Annotated in this window: 24 protein-coding genes; 2 read left to right on the top strand and 22 right to left on the bottom strand. The window is 46.5% G+C overall.

Annotation, left to right across the window (positions count from 1 at the left end; all coding sequences use genetic code 11):
* Positions 1–29 precede the first annotated feature (29 nt).
* The 18 genes from dnaK to parE all read right to left on the bottom strand — a co-directional run bounded on the left by dnaK (position 30) and on the right by parE (position 19,873).
* Positions 30–1,886, bottom strand: coding sequence for a molecular chaperone DnaK (gene dnaK, locus ACSYSL_RS00995; RefSeq protein WP_491708750.1), 1,857 nt, complete (start codon positions 1,884–1,886; stop codon positions 30–32).
* Positions 1,887–1,984: 98 nt separating this feature from the next.
* Positions 1,985–2,563 (bottom strand): nucleotide exchange factor GrpE, encoded by a 579-nt coding sequence (gene grpE / locus ACSYSL_RS00990; RefSeq protein ID WP_010692078.1) that lies wholly within the window; start codon positions 2,561–2,563, stop codon positions 1,985–1,987.
* 12 nt (positions 2,564–2,575) lie between these two features.
* Complete coding sequence (gene hrcA, locus ACSYSL_RS00985; RefSeq protein ID WP_491708749.1) at positions 2,576–3,610, bottom strand: heat-inducible transcriptional repressor HrcA; 1,035 nt, start codon at positions 3,608–3,610, stop codon at positions 2,576–2,578.
* A 171-nt stretch (positions 3,611–3,781) separates the two neighbouring features.
* Complete coding sequence (gene ribF, locus ACSYSL_RS00980) at positions 3,782–4,732, bottom strand: riboflavin biosynthesis protein RibF (RefSeq protein ID WP_491708748.1); 951 nt, start codon at positions 4,730–4,732, stop codon at positions 3,782–3,784.
* A 22-nt stretch (positions 4,733–4,754) separates the two neighbouring features.
* On the bottom strand, positions 4,755–5,669 hold the full coding sequence (truB, locus tag ACSYSL_RS00975) for a tRNA pseudouridine(55) synthase TruB (RefSeq protein WP_491708747.1): 915 nt from the start codon (positions 5,667–5,669) through the stop codon (positions 4,755–4,757).
* Between the two features lie 63 nt (positions 5,670–5,732).
* Entirely contained in the window at positions 5,733–6,920 is a 1,188-nt protein-coding gene (locus ACSYSL_RS00970) for an aminotransferase class I/II-fold pyridoxal phosphate-dependent enzyme (protein WP_491708746.1), read from the bottom strand.
* A 118-nt stretch (positions 6,921–7,038) separates the two neighbouring features.
* Entirely contained in the window at positions 7,039–8,211 is a 1,173-nt protein-coding gene (locus tag ACSYSL_RS00965; protein WP_491708745.1) for an aminotransferase class I/II-fold pyridoxal phosphate-dependent enzyme, read from the bottom strand.
* A 171-nt stretch (positions 8,212–8,382) separates the two neighbouring features.
* Entirely contained in the window at positions 8,383–8,742 is a 360-nt protein-coding gene (gene rbfA / locus ACSYSL_RS00960) for a 30S ribosome-binding factor RbfA (RefSeq protein WP_010692071.1), read from the bottom strand.
* 17 nt (positions 8,743–8,759) lie between these two features.
* Positions 8,760–11,228 (bottom strand): translation initiation factor IF-2, encoded by a 2,469-nt coding sequence (gene infB / locus ACSYSL_RS00955; RefSeq protein WP_010692070.1) that lies wholly within the window; start codon positions 11,226–11,228, stop codon positions 8,760–8,762.
* Positions 11,228–11,545, bottom strand: coding sequence for a L7Ae/L30e/S12e/Gadd45 family ribosomal protein (locus ACSYSL_RS00950; protein WP_248656944.1), 318 nt, complete (start codon positions 11,543–11,545; stop codon positions 11,228–11,230). Before ACSYSL_RS00950 ends, infB begins: the two co-directional genes overlap by 1 nt.
* Positions 11,532–11,834 (bottom strand): RNase P modulator RnpM, encoded by a 303-nt coding sequence (gene rnpM / locus ACSYSL_RS00945; protein ID WP_010692068.1) that lies wholly within the window; start codon positions 11,832–11,834, stop codon positions 11,532–11,534. Before rnpM ends, ACSYSL_RS00950 begins: the two co-directional genes overlap by 14 nt.
* A 16-nt stretch (positions 11,835–11,850) precedes the next feature.
* A complete protein-coding gene (gene nusA / locus ACSYSL_RS00940; protein WP_010692067.1) occupies positions 11,851–13,023 on the bottom strand; it encodes a transcription termination factor NusA in 1,173 nt (390 codons plus the stop codon).
* Between the two features lie 29 nt (positions 13,024–13,052).
* Positions 13,053–13,550, bottom strand: a complete 498-nt coding sequence (rimP, locus tag ACSYSL_RS00935; protein WP_491708744.1) for a ribosome maturation factor RimP — start codon at positions 13,548–13,550, stop codon at positions 13,053–13,055.
* 136 nt (positions 13,551–13,686) lie between these two features.
* Entirely contained in the window at positions 13,687–13,956 is a 270-nt protein-coding gene (gene rpsN / locus ACSYSL_RS00930) for a 30S ribosomal protein S14 (RefSeq protein WP_010692065.1), read from the bottom strand.
* Complete coding sequence (rpmG, locus tag ACSYSL_RS00925) at positions 13,956–14,105, bottom strand: 50S ribosomal protein L33 (RefSeq protein WP_002815032.1); 150 nt, start codon at positions 14,103–14,105, stop codon at positions 13,956–13,958. Before rpmG ends, rpsN begins: the two co-directional genes overlap by 1 nt.
* Before the next feature lie 139 nt (positions 14,106–14,244).
* Positions 14,245–15,150 carry a manganese-dependent inorganic pyrophosphatase gene (locus ACSYSL_RS00920; RefSeq protein WP_338344663.1) on the bottom strand — a complete coding sequence of 302 codons (906 nt, stop codon included), beginning with the start codon at positions 15,148–15,150 and terminating at the stop codon, positions 14,245–14,247.
* Positions 15,151–15,222: 72 nt separating this feature from the next.
* On the bottom strand, positions 15,223–17,655 hold the full coding sequence (gene parC / locus ACSYSL_RS00915; protein WP_491708743.1) for a DNA topoisomerase IV subunit A: 2,433 nt from the start codon (positions 17,653–17,655) through the stop codon (positions 15,223–15,225).
* A 34-nt stretch (positions 17,656–17,689) separates the two neighbouring features.
* On the bottom strand, positions 17,690–19,873 hold the full coding sequence (gene parE, locus ACSYSL_RS00910; RefSeq protein ID WP_491708742.1) for a DNA topoisomerase IV subunit B: 2,184 nt from the start codon (positions 19,871–19,873) through the stop codon (positions 17,690–17,692).
* Positions 19,874–20,105: 232 nt separating this feature from the next.
* Between parE and plsY the strand changes: the two genes are divergently transcribed.
* Positions 20,106–20,714, top strand: coding sequence for a glycerol-3-phosphate 1-O-acyltransferase PlsY (plsY, locus tag ACSYSL_RS00905; protein ID WP_491708741.1), 609 nt, complete (start codon positions 20,106–20,108; stop codon positions 20,712–20,714).
* A gap of 48 nt (positions 20,715–20,762) precedes the next feature.
* Here the strand turns inward: plsY and ACSYSL_RS00900 are convergent, their stop codons facing one another.
* Both ACSYSL_RS00900 and ACSYSL_RS00895 read right to left on the bottom strand, forming a co-directional pair.
* Entirely contained in the window at positions 20,763–21,335 is a 573-nt protein-coding gene (locus ACSYSL_RS00900; RefSeq protein WP_187753267.1) for a hypothetical protein, read from the bottom strand.
* A 22-nt stretch (positions 21,336–21,357) separates the two neighbouring features.
* On the bottom strand, positions 21,358–23,595 hold the full coding sequence (locus tag ACSYSL_RS00895; protein WP_491708740.1) for a RelA/SpoT family protein: 2,238 nt from the start codon (positions 23,593–23,595) through the stop codon (positions 21,358–21,360).
* A gap of 266 nt (positions 23,596–23,861) precedes the next feature.
* On the opposite strand from ACSYSL_RS00895, the gene ACSYSL_RS00890 reads away from it, so the two are divergent.
* Positions 23,862–25,079 carry an MFS transporter gene (locus ACSYSL_RS00890; RefSeq protein WP_010692055.1) on the top strand — a complete coding sequence of 406 codons (1,218 nt, stop codon included), beginning with the start codon at positions 23,862–23,864 and terminating at the stop codon, positions 25,077–25,079.
* A 55-nt stretch (positions 25,080–25,134) separates the two neighbouring features.
* On the opposite strand, the gene glnA is transcribed toward ACSYSL_RS00890, so the two are convergent.
* The gene (gene glnA / locus ACSYSL_RS00885) at positions 25,135–26,484 is read right to left on the bottom strand and encodes a type I glutamate--ammonia ligase (protein WP_187753265.1); all 1,350 of its coding nucleotides are present in this window, start codon (positions 26,482–26,484) and stop codon (positions 25,135–25,137) included.
* A gap of 44 nt (positions 26,485–26,528) precedes the next feature.
* Positions 26,529–26,870 carry a MerR family transcriptional regulator gene (locus ACSYSL_RS00880; RefSeq protein ID WP_010692053.1) on the bottom strand — a complete coding sequence of 114 codons (342 nt, stop codon included), beginning with the start codon at positions 26,868–26,870 and terminating at the stop codon, positions 26,529–26,531.
* Positions 26,871–26,884 lie beyond the last annotated feature (14 nt).

The raw sequence follows: 26,884 nt of genomic DNA, 5'->3' as shown, positions 1-26,884 counted from the left end.
GTATTGAAAAGCTGGACTAAAAAATCGAATTACTTCTTGTCGTCATCGTTGACTTCTTCGAAGTCACCGTCAACCGTGTTGTCATCCTTTGCTTGTCCTTGACCAGCTTCTTGGCCAGCAGCACCACCTTGTGCTTGTTGTGCCTGTTGGTAAAGCTTTGCAGCCAATTCTTGTGCAACCTTTGACAAGGCGTCAGACTTGTCCTTCAAATCTGTCAAGTCGGCGTTTTCGTCCTTGGCGTCTTCTTTGGCCTTCTTCAAGGCTTCCAAAGCATCCTTCGTTGGCTTTGTGTCTTCTTCAGACAACTTGTCGCCAACTTCTTCCAAAGTCTTTTCCGTCTGGAAGATCAATTGATCCGCGTTGTTGCGCGTTTCAACAGCTTCCTTCTTCTTGTTGTCGGCTTCTTCGTTTGCCTTGGCGTCGTTCATCATCTTTTCGATTTCTTCGTCAGACAAACCACCGGCAGCTTGGATGGTAATCTTTTGTTCCTTCTGAGTACCAAGGTCCTTAGCAGAAACGTTGACGATACCGTTACGGTCAATATCGAAGGTAACTTCGATCTGAGGAACACCACGTGGGGCTGCAGGAATGTCAGCCAACTGGAAGCGTCCCAAGGTCTTGTTGTCGGCAGCCATTGAACGTTCACCTTGCAAGACGTGGATATCAACGGCTGGTTGATTATCAGCGGCCGTTGAGAATACCTGTGACTTTGACGTAGGGATCGTCGTGTTACGGTCGATCAACTTCGTGAAGACACCACCCATCGTTTCGATACCAAGTGACAATGGCGTAACATCCAAGAGGACAACGTCTTTAACGTCACCAGTAATCACACCACCTTGAACAGCGGCACCAAGGGCAACGGCTTCATCAGGGTTGATTGAGTGGTTAGGTTCCTTACCAGTCAACTTCTTAACTGATTCTTGAACAGCTGGGATACGAGTTGAACCACCGTTCAAAATAACTTCATCGATGTCAGAGAATGACAAACCAGCATCCTTCAAAGCGTTCAAAACAGGTTGTTCAGCCTTCTTAACCAAGTCAGCCGTCAATTCGTTGAACTTTGCACGAGTCAAAGACGTTTGCAAGTGCAAAGGTCCTTGGTCACCAGAGGCGATAAATGGCAAGTCGATTTGTGCTTCCGTTGCAGAAGACAAGGTCTTCTTAGCAGCTTCGGCAGCATCCTTCAAACGTTGCAAGGCCAACTTATCTTGCTTTAAATCAATGCCGTTTTCCTTCTTAAATTCGTCAGCCAAGTAGTCGATAATCTTTTCATCAAAGTTATCACCACCAAGATGCGTGTCACCGTTCGTTGACAAAACTTCAAAGACCCCGTCACCCAATTCGAGGACGGAAACATCAAAGGTTCCACCACCCAAATCGTAAACAAGAATCTTTTCATCCTTGTCCAACTTGTCCAAACCATAAGCCAAAGCAGCGGCCGTTGGCTCGTTGATGATACGTTCTACCTTCAATCCGGCAATCTTACCAGCATCCTTGGTTGCTTGACGTTGTCCATCGTTAAAGTAAGCAGGGACCGTGATAACGGCCTGATCAACTTTTTCACCCAAGTAGTCTTCTGCATAGCCCTTGATGTATTGCAAAATCATGGCTGAGATTTCTTGTGGCGTGTATTCCTTGTCGCCAACCTTAACCTTGTAACCAGCCTCACCCATGTGTGACTTGATTGATGAAATCGTGTCCGGGTTCGTGATGGCCTGGCGCTTGGCCACGTCACCAACTTGGGTTTCCCCGTTCTTAAATGAGACAACAGAAGGTGTTGTCCGACCACCATCAGGGTTGGTGATAATCTTTGGCTTACCACCTTCCAAAACAGCAACAGCAGAGTTCGTCGTTCCTAAATCAATTCCAATAATCTTTGACATGTATCGATACTCCTTTGATTTTTAATCAACATTTTTAGCTTTTTTCGGTGTGGTGCGTCAAACGCTGAGTCACCATATTTTCAATTATGTAAGTTTACTTACTGAGCAACCGCCACCATGGCCGGGCGAATCACCCGATCATGGAGCATGTAGCCCTTTTGCAGAACAGAAGCAACCTGGTCGGCCTTCAACTCACCTTCTGCGGGCACCGTTTGAACACCCTGCATTGTCTGTGGGTCAAAGTCGTCGCCAACCTGACCAACTTCAACAATCCCGTTTTCAGTTAGGGCCGCCTTCAAGGTCTTCAGGGTAATCTGAACACCCTTGTGGACCTGGGCGACTTTTTCGTCGTCGCCTGCGTCAACGGCCAAGGCACGCTCTAAGTTATCAACGACCGGTAAAATGGCAGTTGCCAATTTCTGACCATCGTACTTGCGAACGTTGGCCATCTCACGGGCGTTACGCGTCTGAATGTTTTGAATCTCAGCTTGCGCACGAAGTAAGGCATCGTCTTTGTCAGCCAACTGCTTCTTTAACTCGTCAAGCGGATTCGTTTCATCTTCCTGCTTTGAGTCATCTTGAACCTTTTCTGGATTTTCACCAGCGAAATCCTGAGCCTTTTCCTCTTCAAGGATTTCTTGTTCATCGATTTGCTGTTCTTGATCTTTCTTGGCCACAAGAGCCTCCTTTTATGCTTCGTATTCAATTAGCTTTGAGTCGAGTGCTTGAGCAAATGCCAGAAGCAACTTTGATAGTTGTGCATAAGGCATTCGCATCGGACCAACCAGGGCAATCACACCACTGTTATCCTGACCTACGGTAAAGGCCGTCGCCAACATGGCAAAGTCATTTAAGACGGGCGTGTGTAACTCATCACCCAAGCGGATGTTGACACGACCACTCTCAGCCTTGGCTAAGTGCCGAACCGCATCTGGGGAATCAAAGAGCTCCAAGATTTTACGAGCGGCTTTGACATCAAGATACGCGTCATCAGCCACTTCCAGTAGGTTAAAGCGACCACCAAGGTGAACCGTTTCTTCCACCGAGCGGGCTAAGACGTCCCCAAACAACTGAAGGAAAGCCGCCGGACTCTCAATGTTTCGCGAGAGCAAAACCGGCAACTGCTCTGAAGTCATTAAGGAAAGAACTTCGTGAACCGGTCGGCCCACCATCGAGGCATTGATGTAAGCCACCATGCTCGACAGCGATTCAAGCGGCAATTCCTTCGGCAATCGGAAAGTCTGTGAAGTGACCTTGCCATCCGATGTAGCAAGAACGGCAATCACTTGCCGGTTCTCCATCGGAATGAGCTGAAAGGAAGAAATCTTCAGATTAATGGGCTTGGGCTTTAATACCAAAGCCGTTAACCCGGTTTCCTTCGCCAAAAGCTTGGCCGTTTGGTCCAAGAGCTCGTCTAATTCATGAAAGTTTCCTCGAATTTGCCGAGCCACCGACTGAATCTCTTCATTTGAAACGGTATCGCTACCCATTAGGTGATCTAAGTAATAACGATAACCCTCTAAAGAAGGAATTCGCCCGGCAGAAGTATGTAACTTCTTAATCAAATCAGCCGACTCAAGACTAGACATCTCATTTCGAATTGTCGCAGGCGATACATCTAAATCTAATTCGTCGTGCAACGTCTTCGAACCGACAGCATGGGCGGTTTGCGTGTACTGGTAAATGATTGCAGCGAGTATCCGCTGTTGCCTTTCAGTTAACACCCAATCACCGCCTTTCTTCAATTAGCACTCGATTACCTCAACTGCTAATTCTTATTATACAGATGATTTTCAAGAATGCAACCCCTTTTAGCACTCTTTTTATCTGACTGCTAATTGTAATTATATGTGAGTTGTAAAAAATAATACCTAAAAAAAAGACCAGTCCTCAGACTAGTCTTTTTCAAAATAATTTCTGGTATCTTGTCGATCTCGTTCCAGTTGCTCAGTCAGTGCTTCGGCCGACTCAAAAGCCACTTCCCCACGCAGCCGTTGCAACCACTTCACACGGACCGGCTCCCCGTAGACGGCTTGGTCAAAGTCCAGTAAGTTAATTTCAACAGTTACCGGTCGGTCCTTACCAAAAGTCACGTTACGGCCAATCGACGCCATTCCCATCACCTGTTGACCTAAGATTGTCACAGAGACAACATAAACACCGATGGCTGGCAGAGACTCTTGCTCCGGTGTCCAAATGTTAATGGTGGGAAAGCCTAACGTCCGCCCTCTCGCATCGCCATGAACCACTACGCCCGACGTTTCGTGATAACGACCAAGGCTTGCCTTAACAAAGTCCAGGTCCCCATCGGCCAAGGCAGCCCGAATATCACGTGAAGCGATTTTGTGATTCTGACCAGCTAAAGCCGTCTTTTCGACTGTCACCACGTCAAATCGATTCCTAGCGTAGTTTGATAGGTGCGCCATGTCCGCCTGCTTTTCACGAGCACCAAACAGGTGGTCATAACCAGCCACCACCACCCTTGGTGAAAGTGGCATGAGCACTTCGTCTACAAAGCTTTGCGGTTCTAACTCTGACAGCATTGAAGTCAGGTTCAGGCAATAAACACGTGCCACACCTAATTTTGAAAGTAGCGCTACCTTTTCATCTAATGGTGTTAAATCGTGCCAAGGTAGCGGAAGCTTTTGAAAGACAAGACCGGGATAAGGAGTATACGTCAGCACGGCCAGCGGTAAGCCAAGCCGTTCAGCTTCTTCCTTTGCTCTTTTAATCACTGCCTGATGGCCCAAATGCACACCATCAAAGTAGCCCATCACAAGTACTTGGGGCTCGGTGACTTTCAAATTGTTATCCAATGGATAGTGAAGCTTCGTTAACTCTGTCATGTTTTTGATTATACACGTTTTCTTATAGGAAATAATAGCGGGAACGCCAAAGTGCTTCCTCATCGGAATAGGCATACACTGCCACTAACTTTCCTTGGTAATGTAACTGATAATACCCATCCTGATTTTTAGGCCAGCTACTAATCTTACGACCATTCTTTGCCCAGGTAAACTCTTCGTCCGTTAGTTCCCGTCGTTCATAGGGTAAAACATCAGCAATTGGCTTTAACTTTTCCTCAATTCCGCTTTCATCAAGTGTCATTAATTCAGCTAGGTCCGTCGCTTCCCCAATCGAAAAGCCGGATCCTGACTGTCGGGTTAAAGCCGTCATCGTTGCCGGTAAACCGAGCTTCTGGCCCAAATCATAAGCAAGCGTTCGAATATACGTGCCCTTTGAAACCGTTGCTTCAAAGTCGATAGCTTGATAGGGCTGATTAGCCACCCATCTTAAAGACGAAGTCGGCTTAAAATGATAAATGGTGGCCGCTCGCTCTGGAAGTTCCACCGTTTCACCGGCTCGAGCATATTCGTACAAACGCTTTCCTTTCACCTTAACGGCCGAATAAATCGGTGGAATTTGAATGATATCACCTTCTAGACTCTGAAAAGCCGCTGCTAATTTTTCCCCATCGATGGCTGCTGTCAGCGGCTCTTTTGCAACAACGGCTCCATCCGCATCCTGACTTTCGGTGGCAAAGCCAAAGGTGACGGTCCCGGTATAGGTTTTCGGCCGACTTTGCAAAAGATCAATGAGCTTTGTGGCCTTCCCTAATGCCACAACCAAAACGCCGTCGACATTCGGATCTAACGTACCGGCATGGCCGATTTTCCGCTGCCCGGAAATTCGTCGTAACCGTGCCACGACACCGAAGGAAGTCATGTTCTTTGGTTTGTTTACCACTAATAAGCCGGTTAAATTACTCGTTTGCTTGGTCATGTCCTTCGCCTTTCAATCAACCAAAAAAGCCGGTCATTCATCGTGAAATCGTCGGCTTTTATTTTACCGGTTTGCCCGGCGCTTTTCAATGTATGCTTGAATACGTTTCAGACCTTCCTTCAACTGGTCGGTGTCGCCAGCATAGGATAGCCGTAGGTAGTTTTTTGCTCCATCAAACTGGGAGAAGGCTTCGCCAGGGATTACCCCGACTTTGCCATCCTTTGCTAACTTTTCAGCAAAAGTCCAGCCATCTTCTTCGATGTCTGCTGGTAACTTCGCAAAAATATAGAAAGCCCCGTCGGGTGACAAGACATCAAAGCCCAAATGACGCAACACTTGGACCGCCATGTCACGGCGCTTTTGATAAGTATCAATCATTGGCTTCAGCGCTTCTTTAGGCATTTGTAAAGCAGCCAACGCACCATCATAAACAAAGGTTGGAATGGCATAGACCAAGGTTGCATGAACCTTTTGAATTTGAGCGGCAACGTCTCCCGGTGCCAAGACGAAACCAACTCGATAGCCAGTCATCGCATGGGACTTTGACAGACCGTTCACCACGATGGCCCGTTCGGGTAAAAATTCACCAATGGACACGTGGTTTTGACCATAGGTCAATTCGGAGTAAATTTCGTCTGAAATTACCCAAATACCAGCTTTTTCAAATGCTTGGGCCAAAGCCTCCAGTTCTTTTCTCGTATAAGTTACACCCGTTGGGTTACTTGGATAGTTGAACAAAACGGCCTTCACAGGTACTGTTGCATTTTTAATGGACGTTGCCACCAATTCAGGAGTCAGCTTAAAGCCAGTCTTTGACGTATCGACTGAAATGGCTTCGCCGCCCGCCATGGCAATCGAAGAAAAGTAAGAACCGAAGGCTGGATCCGGAATCAAAATTCCATCACCGGTTGACAGGAGGGCTTTGAAAATCGCAAAGATGGCTTCGGTGACACCTGATGTCACAATCACCTGATTAATGGAAGCATAATCAAGGTTGTAGCGGTCCTTCATATAATCCAAAACCGCTTGGCGCAGCGCGGGAGTTCCTTGTGAATCGCCGTAATGTGAATGGTTATCTTCAATTCCCTTAATCGTTGCCAGTTTAACCGCCTCCGGCGTGTCAAAACCTGGTTCCCCAAAGGTTAAATAAACTAAATCATCAATACCCTGGATACTTGCTTGGAAGCCCAGGAGCTTATCAGCAGGAATTTCGGTTACTTCAGGATTTAAAGCTGGAATCTCACTTGACATAGACGGCCTTCTTTCGTTTAACTAACAACATTGTAGTTACATTTTAACGCAGTCAGACTAAAAACAAAAGATGATTATGAAAGAAAAATGAGTAAAGATACCCATCTTTACTCATTTTTTAATCCTTTTGCTTGGCTAAATATTTTTTCAACCGTGCTAAACCAGCTTTTAGTGTTGCCATATCAGCAGCATAGGACAACCGAACGTAGCGCTTCGCCTCGTCAAAGAGAGAAAAAGCCGTTCCAGGAATAATCGCAACGCCGCCGTTCTTTGCTAAATCCAAAGCAAAGTCCTGGGCGTCCAAGTTGACTTTATCCGGCAATTTCGCATAAAGATAGAACGCTCCCTTTTGAGAAACCACTTCAAAGCCCAATTCTTCCAGTTCCTTTTTTGCAAAGTCGCGGCGTTCTCGATAACCATCAATCATATAGGCCAGTTCGTCTCTGTCCATTTTAAAAGCGGCTACCGCTCCATCTTGTACAAAAGTCGGCAGAGAAAAAACCGACGAGCCATGAACCTTCTGGATTTCTTCAATGAGCGCTAAGGGACCAGCAATCAACCCAAGCCGGTAGCCCGTCATGGCATGGGACTTGGATAAGCCATTCACAACAATCGACCGCTCAGGCAGTAACTTTCCCATTGATTGATGGTGCCCTTCATAGGTTAGTTCCGCATAGATTTCATCTGAAATCACCCACAAATCGTGCCGTTCAAAACAGTCAGCCAAGGCCTGTAATTCTGCTAATGAATAGCTCACACCAGTTGGATTGTTTGGATAATTAAACAAGATGGCCCGAACCGGAACGGTCGCACTCGCAATCACTTCATCGACTAAGGCAGGTGTCAATTTAAAGTCGGCCTTTGCCGTGTTGATTGGCAGAGCGACGCCACCCGCCAAAGACAGCGCGGCAAAATATGAACCATAAGCCGGATCCGGTATCAACAAGCCATCTCCAGCTGTGAGCAGCGTCTTAAAAATTGCCTGAATGCCTTCCGTAACCCCAGCCGTCATAATTAAATTGTCGATGCTTGGATAGTTTAGTTGGTAGCGGTCCTTCAAATAAGCCAGGGCTGCCTGACGTAATGCCAGTTCGCCCTGTGAGTTGCCATAGTGGGAGCGATCATCATCAATAGCCTTCTTTGTCGCCTCCTTAACAGCTTTCGGACTAGCAAAGCCTGGTTCACCAAAAGTTAAATAAACTAAATCAGAGTAGTTGCTCAGTGACTTTTGAAAAGTCAAAATGCGATCTGGTTCAAGTCCGGTAACAAGGGGGTTTAATGGCTGGGTCATGGACTCTATCCTTTCGAGAACAAATTGTGGAAATCGTTATGTTTAGTCTACACTTTCGACTTTACCATTTAAAGGTGAAAAAGATGAAAGTATGGAATTTTTAAGTGAAAAATATTCATGATGAAACCAAAAGAAAAGAGCAACACTCTTTGTGTTGCTCTTTTCAGCTAATTATTTTCCTTCTTTACGGTGCAAATCCCGAATCAAGGATTCGATATGATCACCATATTGAATCGAATTATCCAAAATAAAGTGGATTTCTGGAATTTTATAAACCGTCAAACGTGAACCGAGTTCACGCCGAATCAGTCCAGAAGCCGCTTCCAAGCCGGCCTGAGCCTTCTTACGATCAGAAGCCAAATCCGAAAGAATGGAATAGTAGATGTTAGCGATCTGCAAGTCACCGGAAACATCAACGGAAGTCACCGTGACGTCTTGAACCCGTGGATCGTTGACCCGCTTCAAAAGCAAATCAGACACATCTTTTTGAATTTCCTGGGCCAAACGCCCAGCGCGTTGTGCATTTGCCATCGCTACCTCCTGAAAAATTACTTAGGTTTAACTTCTTCCATGACGTAGGCTTCGACCTCATCGCCAGGCTTAATGTCGTTAAACTTGTTAACTGTAAATCCAAAGTCGTAGCCGAACTTGACTTCGTTGACAGCATCCTTACCGCGTTGCAAGGAAGCCAATTCACCATCGTAGATCACTGTACCATCACGAACGATGCGGACCTTTGAGTCCTTGGTAATTTTACCTTCTTCAACCGTGGCACCGGCAATCGTTCCAACCTTAGAGAACTTAAAGAGCTCCTTAACAACGATTTGTCCAATAATCTTTTCTTCGTAGACAGGTTCAAGTTGACCCTTCATGGCTGCCGTCACGTCATCAATGGCGTCATAGATAACGGAGTAGAAGCGCATGTCGATGTGGTCAGCCGAGGCCTGGTTCTTTGCAAACGGCGTTGGGCGAACGTTGAATCCGATGATCAAGGCTCCAGAAGCTTCCGCAAGGGAAACGTCGGATTCGTTGATGGCACCAACGGCGGCGTGGACAACGTCCACACGAACACCGTCGACTTCAATCTTTTTCAATGAACCAACCAAGGCTTCAACAGAACCCTGAACATCGGCCTTCACAACAACTGGCACCGTCTTCATGGCCTTTTCAGCCATTGTGTTAAAGAGCGTATCCAAAGTAACAACAGATGATGAATTACGAACTTCTTCGCGAGCACGCTTTTCACGTTCTTCACCAGCGGCACGGGCGGACTTTTCGTCAGCCATCACCACGAAACGGTCACCAGCAGCTGGCACCGCATTCAAACCAGTGATTTGAACAGGTGTTGCTGGCTTGGCTTCATCCAAGTCTTGACCATTTTCATTTTGCATCGTACGAATACGACCATAAGTGTTTCCAACAACCACGGGGTCCCCAACATGAAGCGTTCCCTGTTGAACCAAGACCGTTGAAACCGGTCCACGGCCCTTATCCAAACGAGCTTCAATAACGGAACCACGGGCTGGCACTGTTGGGTCGGCCTTCAATTCCAAAACATCAGCTTCAAGCAAAATCATTTCAAGCAATTGGTCAACGTTTTGTCCGAACTTAGCCGAAATCTTAACGAAGATGGTTGACCCACCATATTCTTCAGGTACCAAGTCGTAGGCCATCAATTGGTTCATGACTTGGTCAGGGTTTGCCCCTTCCTTATCAATCTTATTCACGGCTACAATAACTGGCGTTCCAGCAGCTTTGGCATGGTTGATTGCTTCAATCGTCTGTGGTTGAACACCATCATCGGCGGCAACAACCAGAACCGTAATGTCGGTAACGTTGGCACCACGGGCACGCATTTCAGTAAAGGCCGCGTGACCAGGGGTATCCAAGAAGGTAATCAAACGACCATCCAAGCGAGCTTGATAAGCCCCGATGTGCTGTGTGATTCCACCAGCTTCACCTTCCGTAACGTTCGTCTTACGCAAGTAATCCAACAAAGTCGTCTTACCGTGGTCAACGTGTCCCATGATGGTCACAACTGGTGCACGTGGCTCCAAGTTCTCTTCATTGACTTTTTCATCGTCGAAGAAGCGGTCAATGTCAGCCAAGTCTTCTTCTTCCTTCTGCTTAGCTTCGATACCGTAGTCAGCCGCCAAAATTTCGATGGTATCTTCATCCAACGATTGGTTTTGGTTCGTAACGATTCCAAGCAAGAAAAGCTTCTTGATAATTTCAGCCGTGTCACGGTGCAAGAGTTTTGAAAGGTCCTGCACGTTCATGCCAACCTTGTATTCCAGTACTTCTGGCAATGGCTGTTCCTTACGAACCGTTGGTGCCTTCTTTGGCGCTTGCTTTGCCGCAATACGACGAGCTTTCTTTGAACCGTGTGGCTTGTCATTACGGCGTGGCGTTTGCTGACCAGTCCCGTTTGTGTTTCGCTTACGCGTGTTGTTACGGGCGGAATTGTTTCCAGAAGCCAGTGAACCACCGAAACGACCAGCACCATTACCAGCCGCAGGTTTAGCGGTCGTACTTGCTGCAGGCTTGGCTGCCGGTTTAGCCGCTGCCTTCTTTGCGACCTTTTGTTCGGCCTTCTTTTGTGCTTCCACCTTGGCACGCTTGTTTTCAGCAACGTACTCCTTCAAAGAATCATCCTTCTTTGCGGAGTAATTAATCTGGCCTTCACGTGGCTTTGTTGACCATGATTTCTTTTCACGAATCATTGGACGACCCGTGCTGTTGTTGGAACGGTTATTTGGACGGCGTGAGCCGCCACCTTGTCCAGGACGTCCGTTATTATTAGCACCCTGTTGACGGTTTTGTCCGTTGTGACCATTATGTTCAGTTCGTGGCCCATTTGACTTTGGACGTGGACGCGCTGGTGATGCTGGCTTTGCCGCACCATCTGATAACTTGGCCGCATGGCGTCGTTGCGATGCTGGCAATTCCTTTCGTTCAGGTACTGCCATCTTGCGGGTTTTGCGGTTTGAACCGGAGAATTTCTTTTCTTCTGCCATTAATTCCGCTCCTTTTCTTCAAGTAGTTGATTGATTTTTTTAGCAAAGCCAGCGTCTGAAACAGCCAGAACCGATCGGTTCAACCCGATTGCTTGACTAATTTCATCTCTCGTTAAGGTGTCAATAAATTGGGCACCGTAATACTGACTTTTGTCTGAAAATTTTTTATGCTGACTAGTGCCACCATCTTTTGGAAAGAAGACAACTTTTGCCGTCTGATTCTGGATGGCTTTTAGCGTTGGGCCAGACCCTAACACGAGCTTATTGGCTCGTCTTGCTAGACCCAGGAGTTGACTCAATTCCTTAGTCGGCATCATTTTCAAAAAGCTCTTTTCGTGCTTGTTGGTGATCGACGTAGGCGTACAGTTCCTCGTAAAAGGCTGGATCAATCGCTTGTGAAAATGCCTTTTCGAAAACCTTTTGTTGCTGGGCCTTCTTAGCAATTTCACGGTCTAAAGCGATATAAGCCCCACGGCCGTTTTTCTTTCCCGTTGGGTCAAGGGAGACCTCCCCCTCCTTATTTCGGACAACCCGAACAAGTTCTTTCTTTGGCACCATCTCACCAGAAACGATGTCCTTTCGCATTGGAATTTTCCGTGTCTTCATGAGGCACCTCCAAAAATTAAATTTCAGGATTTTCGCTATCGTCGACCATGGCATCAACACTGTCATCTAAGTTTGTGTCTTCCGCATCGTTTGCTGCGTCATCAAACGCATCGTCCGAAGCTTCATCCATCGAAACGGCAAGATCAGCCGCTTCCGATTCAGGCTTGATGTCAATCTTAACACCGGTTAAACGAGCAGCCAAACGGGCATTTTGCCCCTTCTTACCGATTGCCAATGACAACTGGTCGTCAGGTACAATCACCGTCACAGCTTGATCATTTTCAGGGTCGAAAATAACATCCGTCACTTCGGCCGGGTTTAAGGCATTGGCAATGTATTGCGCTTCGTCTTCCACCCATTCCACGATATCCATATGCTCACCACCAAGTTCCGTTACCACGGCTTGGACACGGGCACCACGCTGTCCAACAAGGGCCCCAACGGGATCCAAGTCGGCATCGTGCGTGTAGACGGCAATCTTTGAACGGTCACCCGCTTCACGAGCAACGGAAACGATCTCCACCGTTCCATCGTACACTTCTGGTACTTCCTGCTCGAAAAGTCGCTTAACCAAGCCAGGTGCTGTCCGTGACACGAAGATTTGCGGTCCCTTCAGTGAATCATCGACCTTTGAAACTAAGACCTTGATACGGTCGCGCATCCGGTAGTGCTCCGTTGGCATCTGGTCACCAGGAGTCATAACGGCTTCTTGCTTACCAGGCAACATGACGTACAAGAAACGGCTATCCTGACGTTCAACTTCTCCGGTAATAATTTCGCCTTCGTAGTCCTTGTAACGGTTATAAACAGCCTGACGAGTCGCCTCACGCATCTTCTGCACGATAACCTGCTTAGCAGCTTGTGCGGCCATTCGACCAAAGTCTTTAGGCGTTACATCAAAACGAATTTCATCACCGGGTTCGTAGGCCTTATTGATTGCCTGAGCATCCGTCAACGAAATTTCAGTATCCGGATCCAAGAGGTCGTCATCAAGCACAACGGTTTTCACCTGCTTAATGGTCATCTTGCCCTTCTTATCGTCGAAAGTCGCTTCAACGTTTTGGTTGGCGTTGTACTGCTTCTTGTAGGCAGCCTTTAAGGCGTTTTCCAAAGCCTCAACCACAACTTCGCGATCAATCCCTCGTTCTTGTTCTAAGGCATCTAGGGCCTGTACTAGTTCTTTACTCATGTACTCACTCCACTGTTAATTAAACAAAATTAAATTGAAACGACTGCCTTGGCAATCTCATCCCAGGAAAATGACTTGTCTTCACCGTCGACGGTCAGAACTAACTGTTTCTCATCGACTGCTTTAATCAGACCGGTCCACTTCTTCTGCCCGTCTTTAGCGGCAAAAAGCGCAATGGTAATTGGATCGCCGGCTTCTTTAGCCCAGGCAAAGTGCCAGGGTTCGTTTAACGACCGATCCATCCCAGGTGAGGCGATGTCTAACATGTACTCACCCGGTACAGGGTCAACAGCTGCTCCGTCAAGTGCTTCGTTGACTGCCTGTGTAAAAGTCGTGATTTGTGCCATTGAAATGTTTTCATGCGCTGGCAAATCCACGAGCAGCTCAACTGTTTTTTGTCCAGCAACCTTCTTAATGGACAAATCCCATAATAGTAGCCCTTGTTCATCAATAATTGGTTGAACAAGGTCAATAAGGGCTTGGTTCTTTGCTTGTACCATTTGATCTCCCTTTCGATTTCTTGCCATAAAAAATGAGCCGGTCAATCTGCTCGACCCGCTCATTTACGACTGTAAATTAACTTACCCTTATAATAGTTGATTTACGACCGAAAAGCAAGGAAGTAAAGAAAAAACCACAGCAAGGCTGTGGTTAACATTCAAATTACCAAGAAGCCTTACGAACACCAGGAATTTGACCCTTGTGTGCTAATTGGCGGAAGTTCAAACGTGACAAACCAAATTCACGCATGTAACCGTGTGGACGGCCATCAATGCGGTCACGGTTGTGAACACGGACAGGTGATGAATCCTTTGGCAACTTAGCCAAACCAATATAGTCACCGGCAGCCTTCAAAGCAGCACGCTTGTCAGCGTACTTGGCAACCATTGCTTCACGTTGCTTTGCCTTTGCAATCTTTGATTTCTTAGCCATTACTTGATCTCCTTAAACGTTACAACTTTACGAAGTTTTGGTGAGTACTTCTTTAACTCCAAACGGTCAGGCGTGTTACGACGGTTCTTTGACGTCAAGTAAATACGCTCCCCAGTTTCGTCATTGCCTAATACGACATGAATACGCATAGTCCAGCTCCTCAGATTTTAGAATTTTGATAAAAAATTTATTTGCTTGTCAATACAAAATAGTATTATACATGCTTGTTTACACACTGTAAAGGGGTCTTTTTAACTTTTTCTTAAAAAGTTACCCACAAATAACAACTTAGAATTGCTTTTGCAATGGTGGCACCACTTGCTTTTTACGTGAAACAACACCTGGCAAGTCAATCACGTTGTCATCGAGCTTTTTACCGAATGCCTTTTCGATGGCAGTGGCCGTATCCCCAAGGTAAAGCGCCTTAGAATTTGAATTCAAGATGTCAGTAATGACCAACAAGAAGTTTTCATAGCCAGAAGCTTTCATCGCTTTTTCAAGGTCAGCTTGTCGCTTCAACACTTCATCAATGTCAACCGTGTTGACTTGACCAATTCGGAAGTCATGGTCGCCCATCGTAAAGGATTTGGCATCCCCTTCCAACAAGTCTTCATCGGACTTTGAAGACAAGTCAGTTCCTGCCTTCAACATGGCTAATCCGTAGGCATCAACATCATCAATGCCCGCCATCTTAGCCAGTTCAGGCAAGGCGGCACGGTCTACATCCGTTGTGGTTGGGCTCTTCAACAAGAGGGTGTCCGAAATCAAACCAGAAACCAACATACCGGCAATTTTTGCTGGAATGGTCAGTCCAGCTTTGAGGTATTCGTAGTACAAAATGGTTGATACAGATCCCCATGGCTTTGCTGTAATGTACAAAGGCGTGGCGTTCTGAAAATTAAACTTGTGATGATCATAAATGCCATAAACCGTCACATCAGCCAAGTTATCCACTGACTGTGCTGCTTCGTTATGGTCAACCAAGACAACTTCTTCCGTCGTCGCCTTGTCAATAATTGGCAAGGCTTGCAAGCCAAAGTGGTCTAACGCATACTGCGTTTCTTGGTTGGGCTTACCTTGTGCAACGGCTTCGGTATCGAGACCTTGCTGTGCCAATAAATCAGCGGCTGCCATTGCTGATGCAATGGTATCCGTATCCGGACTCTTGTGTCCAAAAACTTGAATCTTTGCCATGAAAAATTTTCTCCTCATTGCGGTTACCCGCATCATTACATCCCTATTGTATCAAGAAAAGCGACCGAATTTCTAGCCCTCTTCTTGTAAATCTAAGGGTTCAATTGACAGTGCCTGGCCATCCGACGATGGTTTCAACAAAGCCGAACCGTTCGCCGTTCGGTTGGATAGACCGTGGTCTTGCAATTGGATGTCAAAAGTCTTTAGGCGGTCTGTTGTAATTCTTAGAACAGACTGGTCAGAAGGAATAACCGTCGCAGCAGCAATGGCATAGTGAACCGTCTTACGTGGCGATAATACCTGCACTCCCTTGTTTGCTCGATGGGACAGTGTAATTTCGTCCAATCGTGAGTACTTGAAGGTTCCTTGGTTGGTTACCAAAGCCAAGTAAGATGACTGACTAGTGAGCACTAAGGCGGCGACTACCTGGTCGTCAGCGACTAACTTCATCGCCTTTACACCAGCGGTACGGGCCCCGACAACAGGCACTTCCGAAACTGCAAAGCGCAGGGCTAAGCCATTGGTGGATAACGTCATGACTTCTTGCTTATCATTGACAACTTGTACCTGAATCAAGCGAGAAGCAGCCGTTTTCAGCTTCATGACCACGGCGGACTTTTTCTTATAGGCCTTTGGAATTAAATCCTTCAGAACTGATTGCTTGATGTAGCCGTCGTTTGATGCCATCAGCAAGTGCTGATCAGTTTCAGGATTATCGACAACCATCGCGGACAAAATGAGTTCATCAGAATCCCAATTTGACAAAGTCTGTGAGAAGTGTTCCCCCGGTTCCTTCCACTTGAAATCGGCAATTTCATAAACGGGACGATAAATCAGGTTCCCCATGTTGGTAAAGGCCAACAAGTGTTGGGTGGTGTTGACCGTTTCATTTAAGATAACCGGATCATCATCAGCTAATCCGTTTTCAGCAGCAGATGCCTTAAAGGAGCGTAATGATGAACGCTTCACATACCCATTTTGCGAAAGCAACAAGCGTACGTTTTCATCCGGAACTGTCACGGCGGTATCAATGACTAACGACTCGATTTCGTCCTCAATGACCGTTTGTCGCTCCGTGGCATATTCCTTCGATACTGCCCGCAATTCTTTCCGAATCACGTTATGCAAAGCAGCTGTTTCATTCAAAATCTTTTGCAAGTCTGCAATCTTCTTTGCTAGTTCATCGTGCTCATCTTGTAGTTGTGTCACGTCAGTATTCGTCAAACGATACAGCTGTAGCGTCACGATGGCTTCGGCTTGGGCCTTTGTAAAGTCATACTGGTCAATCAAATTTTGCGTCGCATCCTTGCGGTTCTTTGACGAGCGAATGGTTTGCACCACTTCGTCTAGAATCGACAGCATTCGGATTAACCCTTCAACAATGTGTTGACGAGCCTGCGCTTTCTTCAAGTCATAGGCCGAACGCTTTAAAACAACGTCCTTTCGGAAATCCAAAAAGGCCGTCAAGCCATTTTGCAAGGTAACCAAAACCGGTCGTTGATCGTGAATCGCCACCATGTTGAAGTTGTATGAAATTTGTAGATCCGTCTTTTTAAAGAGGTAGGTCAAAATACCATCAGCCGAGGCATCCTTTGCCAATTCAATGACAATGGACATTCCTTCTCGGTCCGATTCATCCCGAACTTCGGAAATACCAGCCACTTCTTTATTTAAACGAATGCCGTCAATCTTGGCGACCAAGTTCGATTTCACCACTTCGTACGGAATCTCAGTGATTTCAATCTTTTGCTTACCACCCTTTAGCGGGGTAACTTCGGTCTTAGAACGGACAACCACACGCCCACGCCCAGTTTGATAAGCTTGCTTAATGCCGTCAACACCCTGAATAATGCCACCAGTTGGAAAGTCAGGACCCTTTACAAATTCCATTAACTTATCCAAAGAAGCACCAGGATGATCCAACAGGTAAATCAACGCATCGTTAATTTCCTTTAAATTGTGTGGTGGAATATCCGTCGCATAACCAGCAGAAATTCCCGTTGCGCCGTTCACAAAAAGATTAGGAACACGAGATGGGAGGACGGTTGGCTCATAGGTCGTATCATCGAAATTCAGAACCATTTCGACGGTATCTTGAGCCAAATCCTTTAGAATTTCGCCAGAAATCTTGGCCAAACGAGACTCGGTGTATCGCATGGCTGCGGCCGGATCATTATCAACCGATCCGTTGTTCCCATTCATGTCAATCAGTGGTTCGCGAACCTTCCAGTCTTGCGAAAGTCGAACCATGGCTTCGTAAATTGACGAATCACCGTGCGGGTGAAAATTACCCATGATGTTTCCAACGGCCTTAGCAGACTTTCGGTATGGATGATCATAAGTATTTGAATCCTGATCCATTGCGTAGAGAATACGACGTTGAACTGGTTTCAATCCATCACGAATGTCGGGCAGGGCTCGTTCCTGAATAATGTATTTCGAATAGCGACCGAAGCGTTCGCCCATGACGGCTTCTAATGAAAGCTCAGTAATGCGGTCTGCCATATGGAGATTTCCCTATCCTTTCGTTTTTTAGTAATTAAAACAGGTCAAGGTTCTCGAAATTTTCGGGATCCTTCTTGTTTTGGGGATGACGATCATCCTTTTTATCAGTTGACTTATTTGAAGATGACTGCTTTGAAATACTTTCTTCTTCGGCCCTTTCAGCTTGTGCTGCTGGACTATTTTCAGCAATCCGTTCGACTTCCGCAGCTTCGCTCTCGACGTGCGGATTCTTACCAGCCATCACTTGGTCGAAGACCTGACTTGAATCAGAGTCTCCTGCCACGTTGTCCAAAATGGATCCCTCTTCTTCAAGGGTAAACTGGACGTTTTTTTCAATCCACTGACGACGTGGGTCGACTTTATCACCCATCAGAGTTGTCACGCGCTTTTCGGCTAACATGGCGTCATCAATCTTCACGCGAATCAAGGTCCGGGACTCGGGATCCATAGTTGTTTCCCAAAGCAGGGTTGCGTTCATTTCACCAAGCCCCTTGAAACGGGTCAGTTCGTACTTCACCTTGGCTTCGGAAGTAATCTTAGCCAATTCATCGTTAGTCCAGGCAAAGGAATCGGCTTTCTTGCCCCGGTACTTCACACGGTAAAGCGGTGGCAAAGCGATATAGACCTTACCGGCTTCAATCAAAGGTCGCATATACTTATAGAAGAAAGTGAGCAGGAGTGTCTGGATGTGTGCTCCGTCGTCATCGGCATCGGTCATGATGATGACCTTATCAAAAGCAGCGTTCTTAATGTTAAAGTCAGGCCCAACACCCGCACCAATGGCGTATATCAAAGTCGAGATTTCCTCATTCTTCAAAATATCGGCCAACTTGGCCTTCTGGGTGTTCAAAACTTTCCCACGCAGTGGCAAGATGGCCTGGAACTTACGGTCACGACCTTGCTTAGCCGAACCACCGGCCGAATCACCCTCGACCAAGAAGAGTTCGTTCTTGTCGGCGTTTTTCGATTGGGCAGGCGCCAGCTTACCGGACAAAAGACGTTCCTTCTTGCCCTTAGATTTACCAGTTCGAGACTCTTCACGGGCCTTACGGGCCGCTTCACGAGCTTCACGAGCACGGAGCGCCTTGCGAACAATCTTCTGTCCGAAGTCCCCGTTTTCAAGTAGGAAACGGGCTAACGTGTCATTCACAACAGAATCAACGGCACCACGAGCTTCCGTTGTCCCCAACTTATCCTTGGTCTGTCCTTCGAACTGCAAAATTTCTTCTGGGACACGGAGGGAGATCACCGCTGACAACCCTTCACGGACGTCGGAGCCCTCCAGGTTCTTATCCTTCTCCTTCAACAAGTTTACGCGGCGGGCGTATTCGTTAAAGGCCTTCGTCCAAGCGGCCCGGAACCCAGCTTCGTGAGTACCACCGTCTTGCGTGCGAACGTTGTTAACAAAGGATAAGAGGGTTTCAGAATAGCCATCGTTATACTGAGCAGCCACGTCAACGACGATGCCGTCGCTTTCCCCTTCAAAAGTCATGATCGGTCCAAGGCCTTCCTTTTCTTCGTTCAAAAAATCAACGAAGGATTGAAGCCCATGTTCATAATGGTAGACTTCCTGGCGAACGGGATCGACACGCTTATCCGTCAAAGTAAAACGCACCCCTGACATCAAAAAAGCAGCTTCGCGAAGGCGTTCGGCCAACGTGTCAAACTTAAAGACCGTTGTGGAAAAGATGGAAGCATCCGGCTTAAAAGTCACTGTTGTTCCCGTATGATCTTTTGTTGCACCCAAGTCAATTAGTGTGCCAACCGGCTTGCCACCCTTTTCAAAGGTTTCTTCAAAGCGGTGACCATCACGAACGATTGTCACCTTTAAAGATTCTGACAGGGCATTAACAACGGAAGAGCCAACACCGTGTAGCCCACCAGAGGTTGCATACCCCCCTTGGCCAAACTTTCCACCAGCGTGGAGAACGGTCAAAATAACTTCAGGAGTCGGCTTCCCAGAAGCATGCATGCCAACCGGCATCCCTCTTCCTTGATCAGACACCGTAATCGCGTTATTTTCTTCAATCGTGACATCAATTTCGTTTCCGTAGCCCCCCAATGCTTCGTCAACAGCGTTATCGACGATTTCATATACGAGGTGGTGCAACCCACGGCCGTCAGTTGACCCGATGTACATGCCTGGCCGTTTCCGAACGGCTTCCAGTCCTTCTAGGATTTTAATTGAATCAGAATCGTAATGTCTTTGCTCTGTCACAGTAATCATCCTTTATCTTCGTTTTCAAAAGGCCAGCCCAGCTAGCACTTTTGGCAATCTACTTAATAATAGATTAAAAATTAAAAACTGACAACAAGAAAATTTTATCAGTTTTTTCAATGTCCTTTATTTCATAACTAGGCTAATTACCGCCACCTCCCCTTCCATTCCGCAAATACTACGTTTTTTATGGTAAAATATTAGCTGCTGTTTCAAAAAGGAGTTTTTTAAAATGGAAAAAACAATCATGGTTTTTGTCCTTGCCTACCTCATTGGTTCATTAGTCCCTGGCTATTGGATTGGCAAGCTTTTCTTCCATAAAGATATTCGTACAGAAGGATCTGGTAACATCGGAACGACGAACGCCTTCCGAATTCTTGGTCCAGTAGCTGGCACAGTGGTGCTTGCTGCAGACATCCTTAAGGGTGCGTTGGCCGCCATGCTGCCAAGCTTTTTCGGACTGAACATCAACGTTATGCTCGTTGGCCTTTTTGCCATTCTAGGTCACACCTTTTCTTTTTGGATTGGCTTTAAAGGTGGAAAAGCCGTCGCTACCTCTGCCGGTGTGCTTTCCGTATACAACGGGCCGCTCTTCTGGATGGTTTGTGCCGTCTTTGTTTCCTGCCTGTTACTCTTCTCCATGGTATCCGTTGCTTCCATGGTCGGTTTCACCTTTGCCACGATCATGTCCGTTTTCTATTACCATGATCTGGTTCTTTCCATTATTGCCATCGTTTTGACCATTTTTGTCTTCTACCGACACCGTCAAAACATCGGTCGTATCCTTTCTGGAAAGGAATCCACCATTCCATTTGGCTTAGTTTACTGGCTGAAAAAATAATGAATATTCAAAAAGGCCCACCGGAAAATATTTCCGGTGGGCCTTTTATTACATCAAATAGTGACTAGCTAATTTCAACCGTTCCAACAGCCCTGGCTGCAAACGTCTAAGAAAGAGCGTCCCGTGAAGTGTCAGTAGGACCGCGTCAATCAAATTCATTTTAACCAGGTAAAGAACGAAGAAGAGTAAAGTGGTTGGTGGTAACAGAAGCAAAACGAAAAGAATCCATGCTCGTTCGAACGACCATTTGCCCTTTAAATAACGTTTTTGCTGATCATTTGGTTGAAAAAGCTGTAAATTAAGATGATTATCAACCCTTTTTTTCGCCGCTCGATAGGCCATCCACCAGAAAAAGGCAGGTAAAATGGTCGTCACAACGAATCCAAACCACCAAAGAATTGGATTACTCACCGTGATTTTGGGAATTGGAAAGAAAAACTTGCCTAACCAGAGCACCGTGCCAATAATTGCCGAAGTCAGAAAAGAAATGAATAACGCGAGATCATAGCCAGTTTTCGGTGTAATCTCCCCTTGATAATATTGTTTATCATCACTGGCATAATAAATCATTTTTCGTGACTTTCCCACCTTCATGGGAATCAAGCGAATCGGGTGGGTCAACAAGGGCCTTCTCCTTTAATCGTTAGTGAATGGTTCGTTTAACATCATAAACAGAGTGCGTTGCACTGAGGGAATCAATGATGCCATTTAGTTGCGCCAAGTTTGAAACCCCGAGTGAAGCCTGAACTTGGACCATGCCACCGCGCGTCACGTGCCCGTTAATCTCTTTGATGAAACGGGTCTTGGCATTTAAGGATTTCAAAATCGTATTTAAGATACCGGGTTCGTTTTCAGCATGAATCGTTAAATCAGCGGTGTAGTCAGGCCTTTGTCCATTGGGGTCTGCCCATACAACGTCAACCAGTCGTTCGCCCGCCTTTTGCGCAGCATGAATGTTTGGACAGTCAAAGCGATGAACTGCCACACCACGCCCCTGCGTAATGTAACCCGTGACCGAATCCCCTGGGACCGGCGTACAACACTTAGCCAAGTGAACGAGTAGGCTATCAATACCGGCAATCACCACATCTGATTCAGCCTCCCGTTGCTTTCCTTTGGAGGGCTGGTTCTCTTTTTTAATGGCGCCACCCTCTTCGAGCAAACGCTTCTCAAGATCCGCGGCTTCCTTCGCCTCTAAGGCCTCACGGTGTGATTTAGTCAGCTCACGAACAACCGCCAAGCGTGTCAAATCTCCGTAACCCACGGCTGCTAGCAAATCATCCTTTGTCCCGGACTGGAAAGTAGCCGCAACAGCCTGCAACTTTTCATCACTAATAAAGTCGTTGGCCTCATAACCCTGGTCAAAGAGCTCTTTGGTAACAGCATCCAAACCAGATTGGATGTTATCAGCACGATCTCTTTTCTTCAAAGAGGACTTAATCTTATGGCGAGCTTTTCTTGTTTTAACCAAGTCAAGCCAGTCACGCGACGGTTGCGCGTTCGGACTGGTCAGGATTTCCATGATATCACCGTTTTGGATTTGGTAATCCAAGGGAACGATGCGACCGTTTGCCTTCGCGCCAGTCGTGTGAGCGCCAACGTTTGAGTGAATGGCAAAGGCCATGTCCAAAGGACCTGCTCCCTGCGCAAGTTCATAAACATCCCCAGCCGGTGAAAAGGCATAGACGCGATCAACAAAAAGGTCGGTCTGCACAGAATCCATGAAGTCCTGGGCATCTTCTGCTGATTCCTGGAACTCCAAGATTCCCTGAATCATGTTTAAGACCTGCTCGGATTGGTCAGTCACGTTGGCCTGTTGATCAGAACCTTTATTTTTCTTATAGGCCCAATGAGCAGCCACACCAAATTCAGCGACTTGGTGCATCTTGTACGTCCGAATCTGTACTTCTAAGGGGCGACCAGAAGGTCCGATAACCGTTGTATGTAATGATTGGTAGCCGTTTGGCTTTGGTAAGGCGATGTAGTCCTTAAACCTGCCTGGTAAGGGTTTCCAATGTGCGTGGATGGCCCCCAAAACGGCGTAAGTATCCGTTAAGTTTTCCGTTAACACCCGAATTGCTGACAAATCATAGATTTCATCAAAGGACTTGTGCTTATCGACAAGCTTACGATAAATGGAGTAAATGTGCTTTGGACGTCCATATACCGAAACATCCTCGATGTGCAATTCGTCAATGCTTTCTTCAATTTGATCGATGGCTTCCTGGATAACAGCCATTCGCTCATCGCGCTTCATGGACATCATACTGGCAATCTTATGGTAAGCATCCGGCTCCAAGTATGACAAGGAGAGATCCTCTAGTTCCCACTTAATGGCGGAAATACCCAAACGGTCAGCCAATGGTGCGTAAATCGAAAGCGTTTCTTGTGAAATTCGCCGTTGCTTGTCAGGACGAAGGGCATCCAGCGTGCGCATATTATGCAGACGATCCGCTAACTTAACGATAATCACGCGGATGTCTTTTGCCATCGCTAAAAGAAGCTTGCGGTGGTTTTCGGCCAACTGTACCTTGGAGTCTTGGTACTTAATTTTGGAAATCTTGGTGACCCCATCAACAATTCGACCCACCACTGGACCAAATTTATCAACGACATCTTCCAAAGTCACGGGTGTATCTTCCACAATGTCGTGTAAGAAGCCAGCCACAATGGTAGGACCATCCATCTTTAATTCAGCAAGAATGCCTGCCACTTGAATAGGGTGTGCGATATAGGGGATGCCCGATTGTCGCTTTTGTTCCTTATGTAGCTCGCTGGCCCAATCATAAGCTTCGGTAACTGCTTTTACTTGGTCCTCTGGCAGGTAATCGGCGACCATGGTCAAGACATCTTTCGCTTGGTAATCCTTATGCTTTGTCATGGAACCCCCTTTCAAACGGCTTTTGCCATTAACTTTTAGATAATCTTCATTATAAGCGAATAAAAGAAGAGACACAAGCAAGGAATTGTCCCGTTTGACACCTTGTCGATGTGTCGCCCTTGAAACGACTTTTTTTATAAACAGGGAGCAACAACTGCTGTATAAAAGACCGTCATTTCACTTTGTTTTCAACCGTCGTCCTCCATGAAAAATCACAATAAAAAGAGTAAGATAGTGGAATAGTGAATTCATTTTTTGGAGGCATCATGACAAATACAAGCAAAACGATTGATTGGAAACGCAACATGTGGATTATTTGGTTGGCCGTCATGATGACTGGTGCTGCCTTTTCCGAAATCATTCCTTTTCTTTCCCTCTACATCGAAAGCATGGGTTCCTTTACAAAAGATCAGTTAAACTTTTATTCGGGAGCGGCCTTCGCCGTGACTTTCTTAGTATCGGCAATTGTTTCACCCCTCTGGGGGAAGCTAGCTGATAAAAGTGGTCGAAAACTCATGATGATGCGAGCAGCGCTAGGACTGGGTTTGGTGATGGCGTTGACCGGTCTTTGTCAAAACGTCTGGCAACTGATTCTCCTACGAGGTTTGCAGGGCGCCCTAGGTGGCTTTGTGTCAAATTCCAACGCCCTCATCGCAACGCAAACACCAAAAGATCAGGTGGGACGTGCGCTTGGCATTGTCGTGACTGGTTTCACCGGTGGTACTCTAATTGGCCCATTGATTGGGGGCTCACTCGCAACCTTCCTATCCTACCGACAGATTTTCTTTATTACTGCCACCATCTTTGTCATTGTCTTTTTCTTCATCTGGCTACTTGTTCAAGAAGAACGTCCAGACCAGTTAAGTGATGATGAAAAAGCGAAGAAACCAACCGTTCGTTTTCGTGACTTACCAAACCGGAGGATTCTCCTGGCGCTCTTCGTCACCACGATGTTAGTTCAAATCGTTAACATGGCCATCAACCCGATTGTTGCGCTCTTCGTCCGTGAAGTGCTTGCTGGTCACGGTAACGTCACCTTTATTACGGGCGTCGTCGCGGCTATGCCAGGTTGTGCCACCTTTATCTTCGCCTCTTGGTTTGGTCGTCTTGGCGATCGAATTGGTACCAAATTCATGCTTCAGATGGGGTTTGTCCTTGCTGTGATTGCTTTCGTACCGACAGCCTTCGTCACGACCGTTTTCTGGCTACTCTTCTTCCGCTTTTCAATTGGAATTGCCGATGCCACCCTTCTACCGGCTATCCAGACATTGATTTCACGTAATAGCCCGGATGACATGGTTTCCCGTGTCTTTTCCTACAACCAATCCTTCCAGTCAATTGGATCCGTTCTTGGCCCAATGTGTGGAACCCTGATTGCTTCTGCCTTTGATTATCGCGCAATTTTCCTCTTTACTGCCGCCGTTATGGCCATTAACGGTACACTCTTCTACTTCAATATTTACCGTAACGAGAAGATTCATTAGTAGCTAACTTAAAAAGTCGTCTGGACACTTATCCAGACGACTTTTTTAATGGTTATTAGTAGTTCATAAAGTAGTTATCTAGTTCCCACTTTGACACGTACTGACGGTAAGACGTGTACTCAATGCGCTTTGCTTCAGTAAACTTATCGATGATATGAGTACCAATTGCATCAATAATCACGTTATCTTCTTCCAACTCTTCCAAAGCATCGAGCAGAGTGTCCGGAAGATTCTTAATACCCGCTTTCTTCCGTTCATTTTCATCCATCAAGTAGATGTTTTTATCAACAGAAGCCGTTGGTTCCAAGTGTTGTTCAATTCCATCCAAGCCGGCTGAAAGGATGGCCGCCAAACAAGTATAGGGGTTCGTTGTTGGATCAACTGTTCGAAGTTCCAAACGGGTAGCCAATCCACGCGAAGCCGGTACACGAACCATTGGTGAACGGTTTGAAGCGGACCAAGCGATGTAAACGGGCGCTTCAAAACCAGGTGTCAAACGCTTATAGGAGTTAACCGTTGGGTTGGCGATGGCCGTCAAGGCCGGCGCGTGTTTCAAAACACCACCCAAGAAGTTCAAGGCCGTGTCTGATAATCCAAGGTAGTCATCGTCTTGGCCCGCAAAGGCGTTCCCGTTTTCATTGAACAATGACATGTTGATGTGCATACCCGATCCATTAATACCAGAAATTGGCTTTGGCATGAAGGTTGCATAGTAGCCGTTTTCACGGGCAATGGTTTTCACAACCAGCTTAAAAGTCTGAATCTTATCAGCGGCATCCAAAACATCATCGTAACGGAAATCCACTTCGTGCTGTCCCGCAGCCACTTCGTGGTGGGCTGCTTCCACTTCAAAGCCCATCTTTTCCAAAGTCAACACAATTTCACGACGGACATCTTCGCCACGGTCCAGGGGAGCCAAATCGAAGTAGGAACCATGATCATTTAATTCCATCGTCGGCTTACCCTCTTCGTCCAACTTAAAGAGGAAGAATTCGGGTTCAGGTCCAATGTTGAATTCCGTGAAACCTTGTTTCTGCGCGTGTTTCACAGCTTTCTTCAAGGCGATTCGGGGATCACCAGCAAATGGCGTTCGATCCTTATTGTATACATCGGCAATTAAACGAGCGACTTTACCGCCGTGACCGTCAGTTGCCCATGGGAAGATTAAAAAAGTCGAAAGGTCGGGATAAAGGTACATATCCGATTCATTGATTCGAACGAATCCTTCGATGGATGAACCATCAAACATTAGGTCATTATTGAGCACTTTGTCCAATTGTGACGTTGGCACTTCCACGTTTTTAATGGTTCCTAACACGTCAGTAAAAGTCACACGGATAAACTCCACGTTTTCTTCTGCAACACGCGCCTTAATTTCTTCTTTTGTCATGAACTTCTGTGTCATCATATCCCCCATGTCGTGTTTTTCGTCTGATTTGGTCAATCAACTCAAGGCTGATTAAAGCGGGCAATTTGGGCAAATTCATCTTGCAAAGAGCGACGAAGTGATGAATTGACATCCTCTTCGCGGGCCTTCTGCAGGCGCTCTGCCTTATCAAAGAGCTCCTTAATATCCTTGGTTGAATCACCAGCATCTAAGTGGTCTTTAATTCGTAAGAGTTGGTCAATGTCGTTTAAAGAGAAGCGTCGCTGGCCACCCTTCCCCCGTTCTGGCTTCACTAACCCGTGTTCTTCGTAATAACGAATTTGACGATCGGATAGCAAAGTCAGTTCGCGGACAACCGACATCGGCAAGACAGCTTTATTTCGTTGTAATTCAGAACTTTTCACGATTCACCATCCCC

The sequence above is a fragment of the Fructobacillus sp. ESL1129 genome, assembly GCF_058507945.1.
The sequence above is the reverse complement of the archived record's forward strand: the minus strand, read 5'-3'. Positions and strand labels throughout refer to the sequence as shown.

Coding starts and splice junctions, on each gene's coding strand:
- dnaK (WP_491708750.1), bottom strand. CDS start 1,886: ATGTCAAAGATTATTGGAATTGATTTAGGAACGACGAACTCTGCTGTT.
- ribF (WP_491708748.1), bottom strand. CDS start 4,732: ATGACAGAGTTAACGAAGCTTCACTATCCATTGGATAACAATTTGAAA.
- truB (WP_491708747.1), bottom strand. CDS start 5,669: ATGACCAAGCAAACGAGTAATTTAACCGGCTTATTAGTGGTAAACAAA.
- ACSYSL_RS00970 (WP_491708746.1), bottom strand. CDS start 6,920: ATGTCAAGTGAGATTCCAGCTTTAAATCCTGAAGTAACCGAAATTCCT.
- ACSYSL_RS00965 (WP_491708745.1), bottom strand. CDS start 8,211: ATGACCCAGCCATTAAACCCCCTTGTTACCGGACTTGAACCAGATCGC.
- rbfA (WP_010692071.1), bottom strand. CDS start 8,742: ATGGCAAATGCACAACGCGCTGGGCGTTTGGCCCAGGAAATTCAAAAA.
- infB (WP_010692070.1), bottom strand. CDS start 11,228: ATGGCAGAAGAAAAGAAATTCTCCGGTTCAAACCGCAAAACCCGCAAG.
- ACSYSL_RS00950 (WP_248656944.1), bottom strand. CDS start 11,545: ATGATGCCGACTAAGGAATTGAGTCAACTCCTGGGTCTAGCAAGACGA.
- rnpM (WP_010692068.1), bottom strand. CDS start 11,834: ATGAAGACACGGAAAATTCCAATGCGAAAGGACATCGTTTCTGGTGAG.
- nusA (WP_010692067.1), bottom strand. CDS start 13,023: ATGAGTAAAGAACTAGTACAGGCCCTAGATGCCTTAGAACAAGAACGA.
- rimP (WP_491708744.1), bottom strand. CDS start 13,550: ATGGCAAGAAATCGAAAGGGAGATCAAATGGTACAAGCAAAGAACCAA.
- rpsN (WP_010692065.1), bottom strand. CDS start 13,956: ATGGCTAAGAAATCAAAGATTGCAAAGGCAAAGCAACGTGAAGCAATG.
- rpmG (WP_002815032.1), bottom strand. CDS start 14,105: ATGCGTATTCATGTCGTATTAGGCAATGACGAAACTGGGGAGCGTATT.
- ACSYSL_RS00920 (WP_338344663.1), bottom strand. CDS start 15,150: ATGGCAAAGATTCAAGTTTTTGGACACAAGAGTCCGGATACGGATACC.
- parC (WP_491708743.1), bottom strand. CDS start 17,655: ATGGCAGACCGCATTACTGAGCTTTCATTAGAAGCCGTCATGGGCGAA.
- plsY (WP_491708741.1), top strand. CDS start 20,106: ATGGAAAAAACAATCATGGTTTTTGTCCTTGCCTACCTCATTGGTTCA.
- ACSYSL_RS00895 (WP_491708740.1), bottom strand. CDS start 23,595: ATGACAAAGCATAAGGATTACCAAGCGAAAGATGTCTTGACCATGGTC.
- ACSYSL_RS00890 (WP_010692055.1), top strand. CDS start 23,862: ATGACAAATACAAGCAAAACGATTGATTGGAAACGCAACATGTGGATT.
- glnA (WP_187753265.1), bottom strand. CDS start 26,484: ATGACACAGAAGTTCATGACAAAAGAAGAAATTAAGGCGCGTGTTGCA.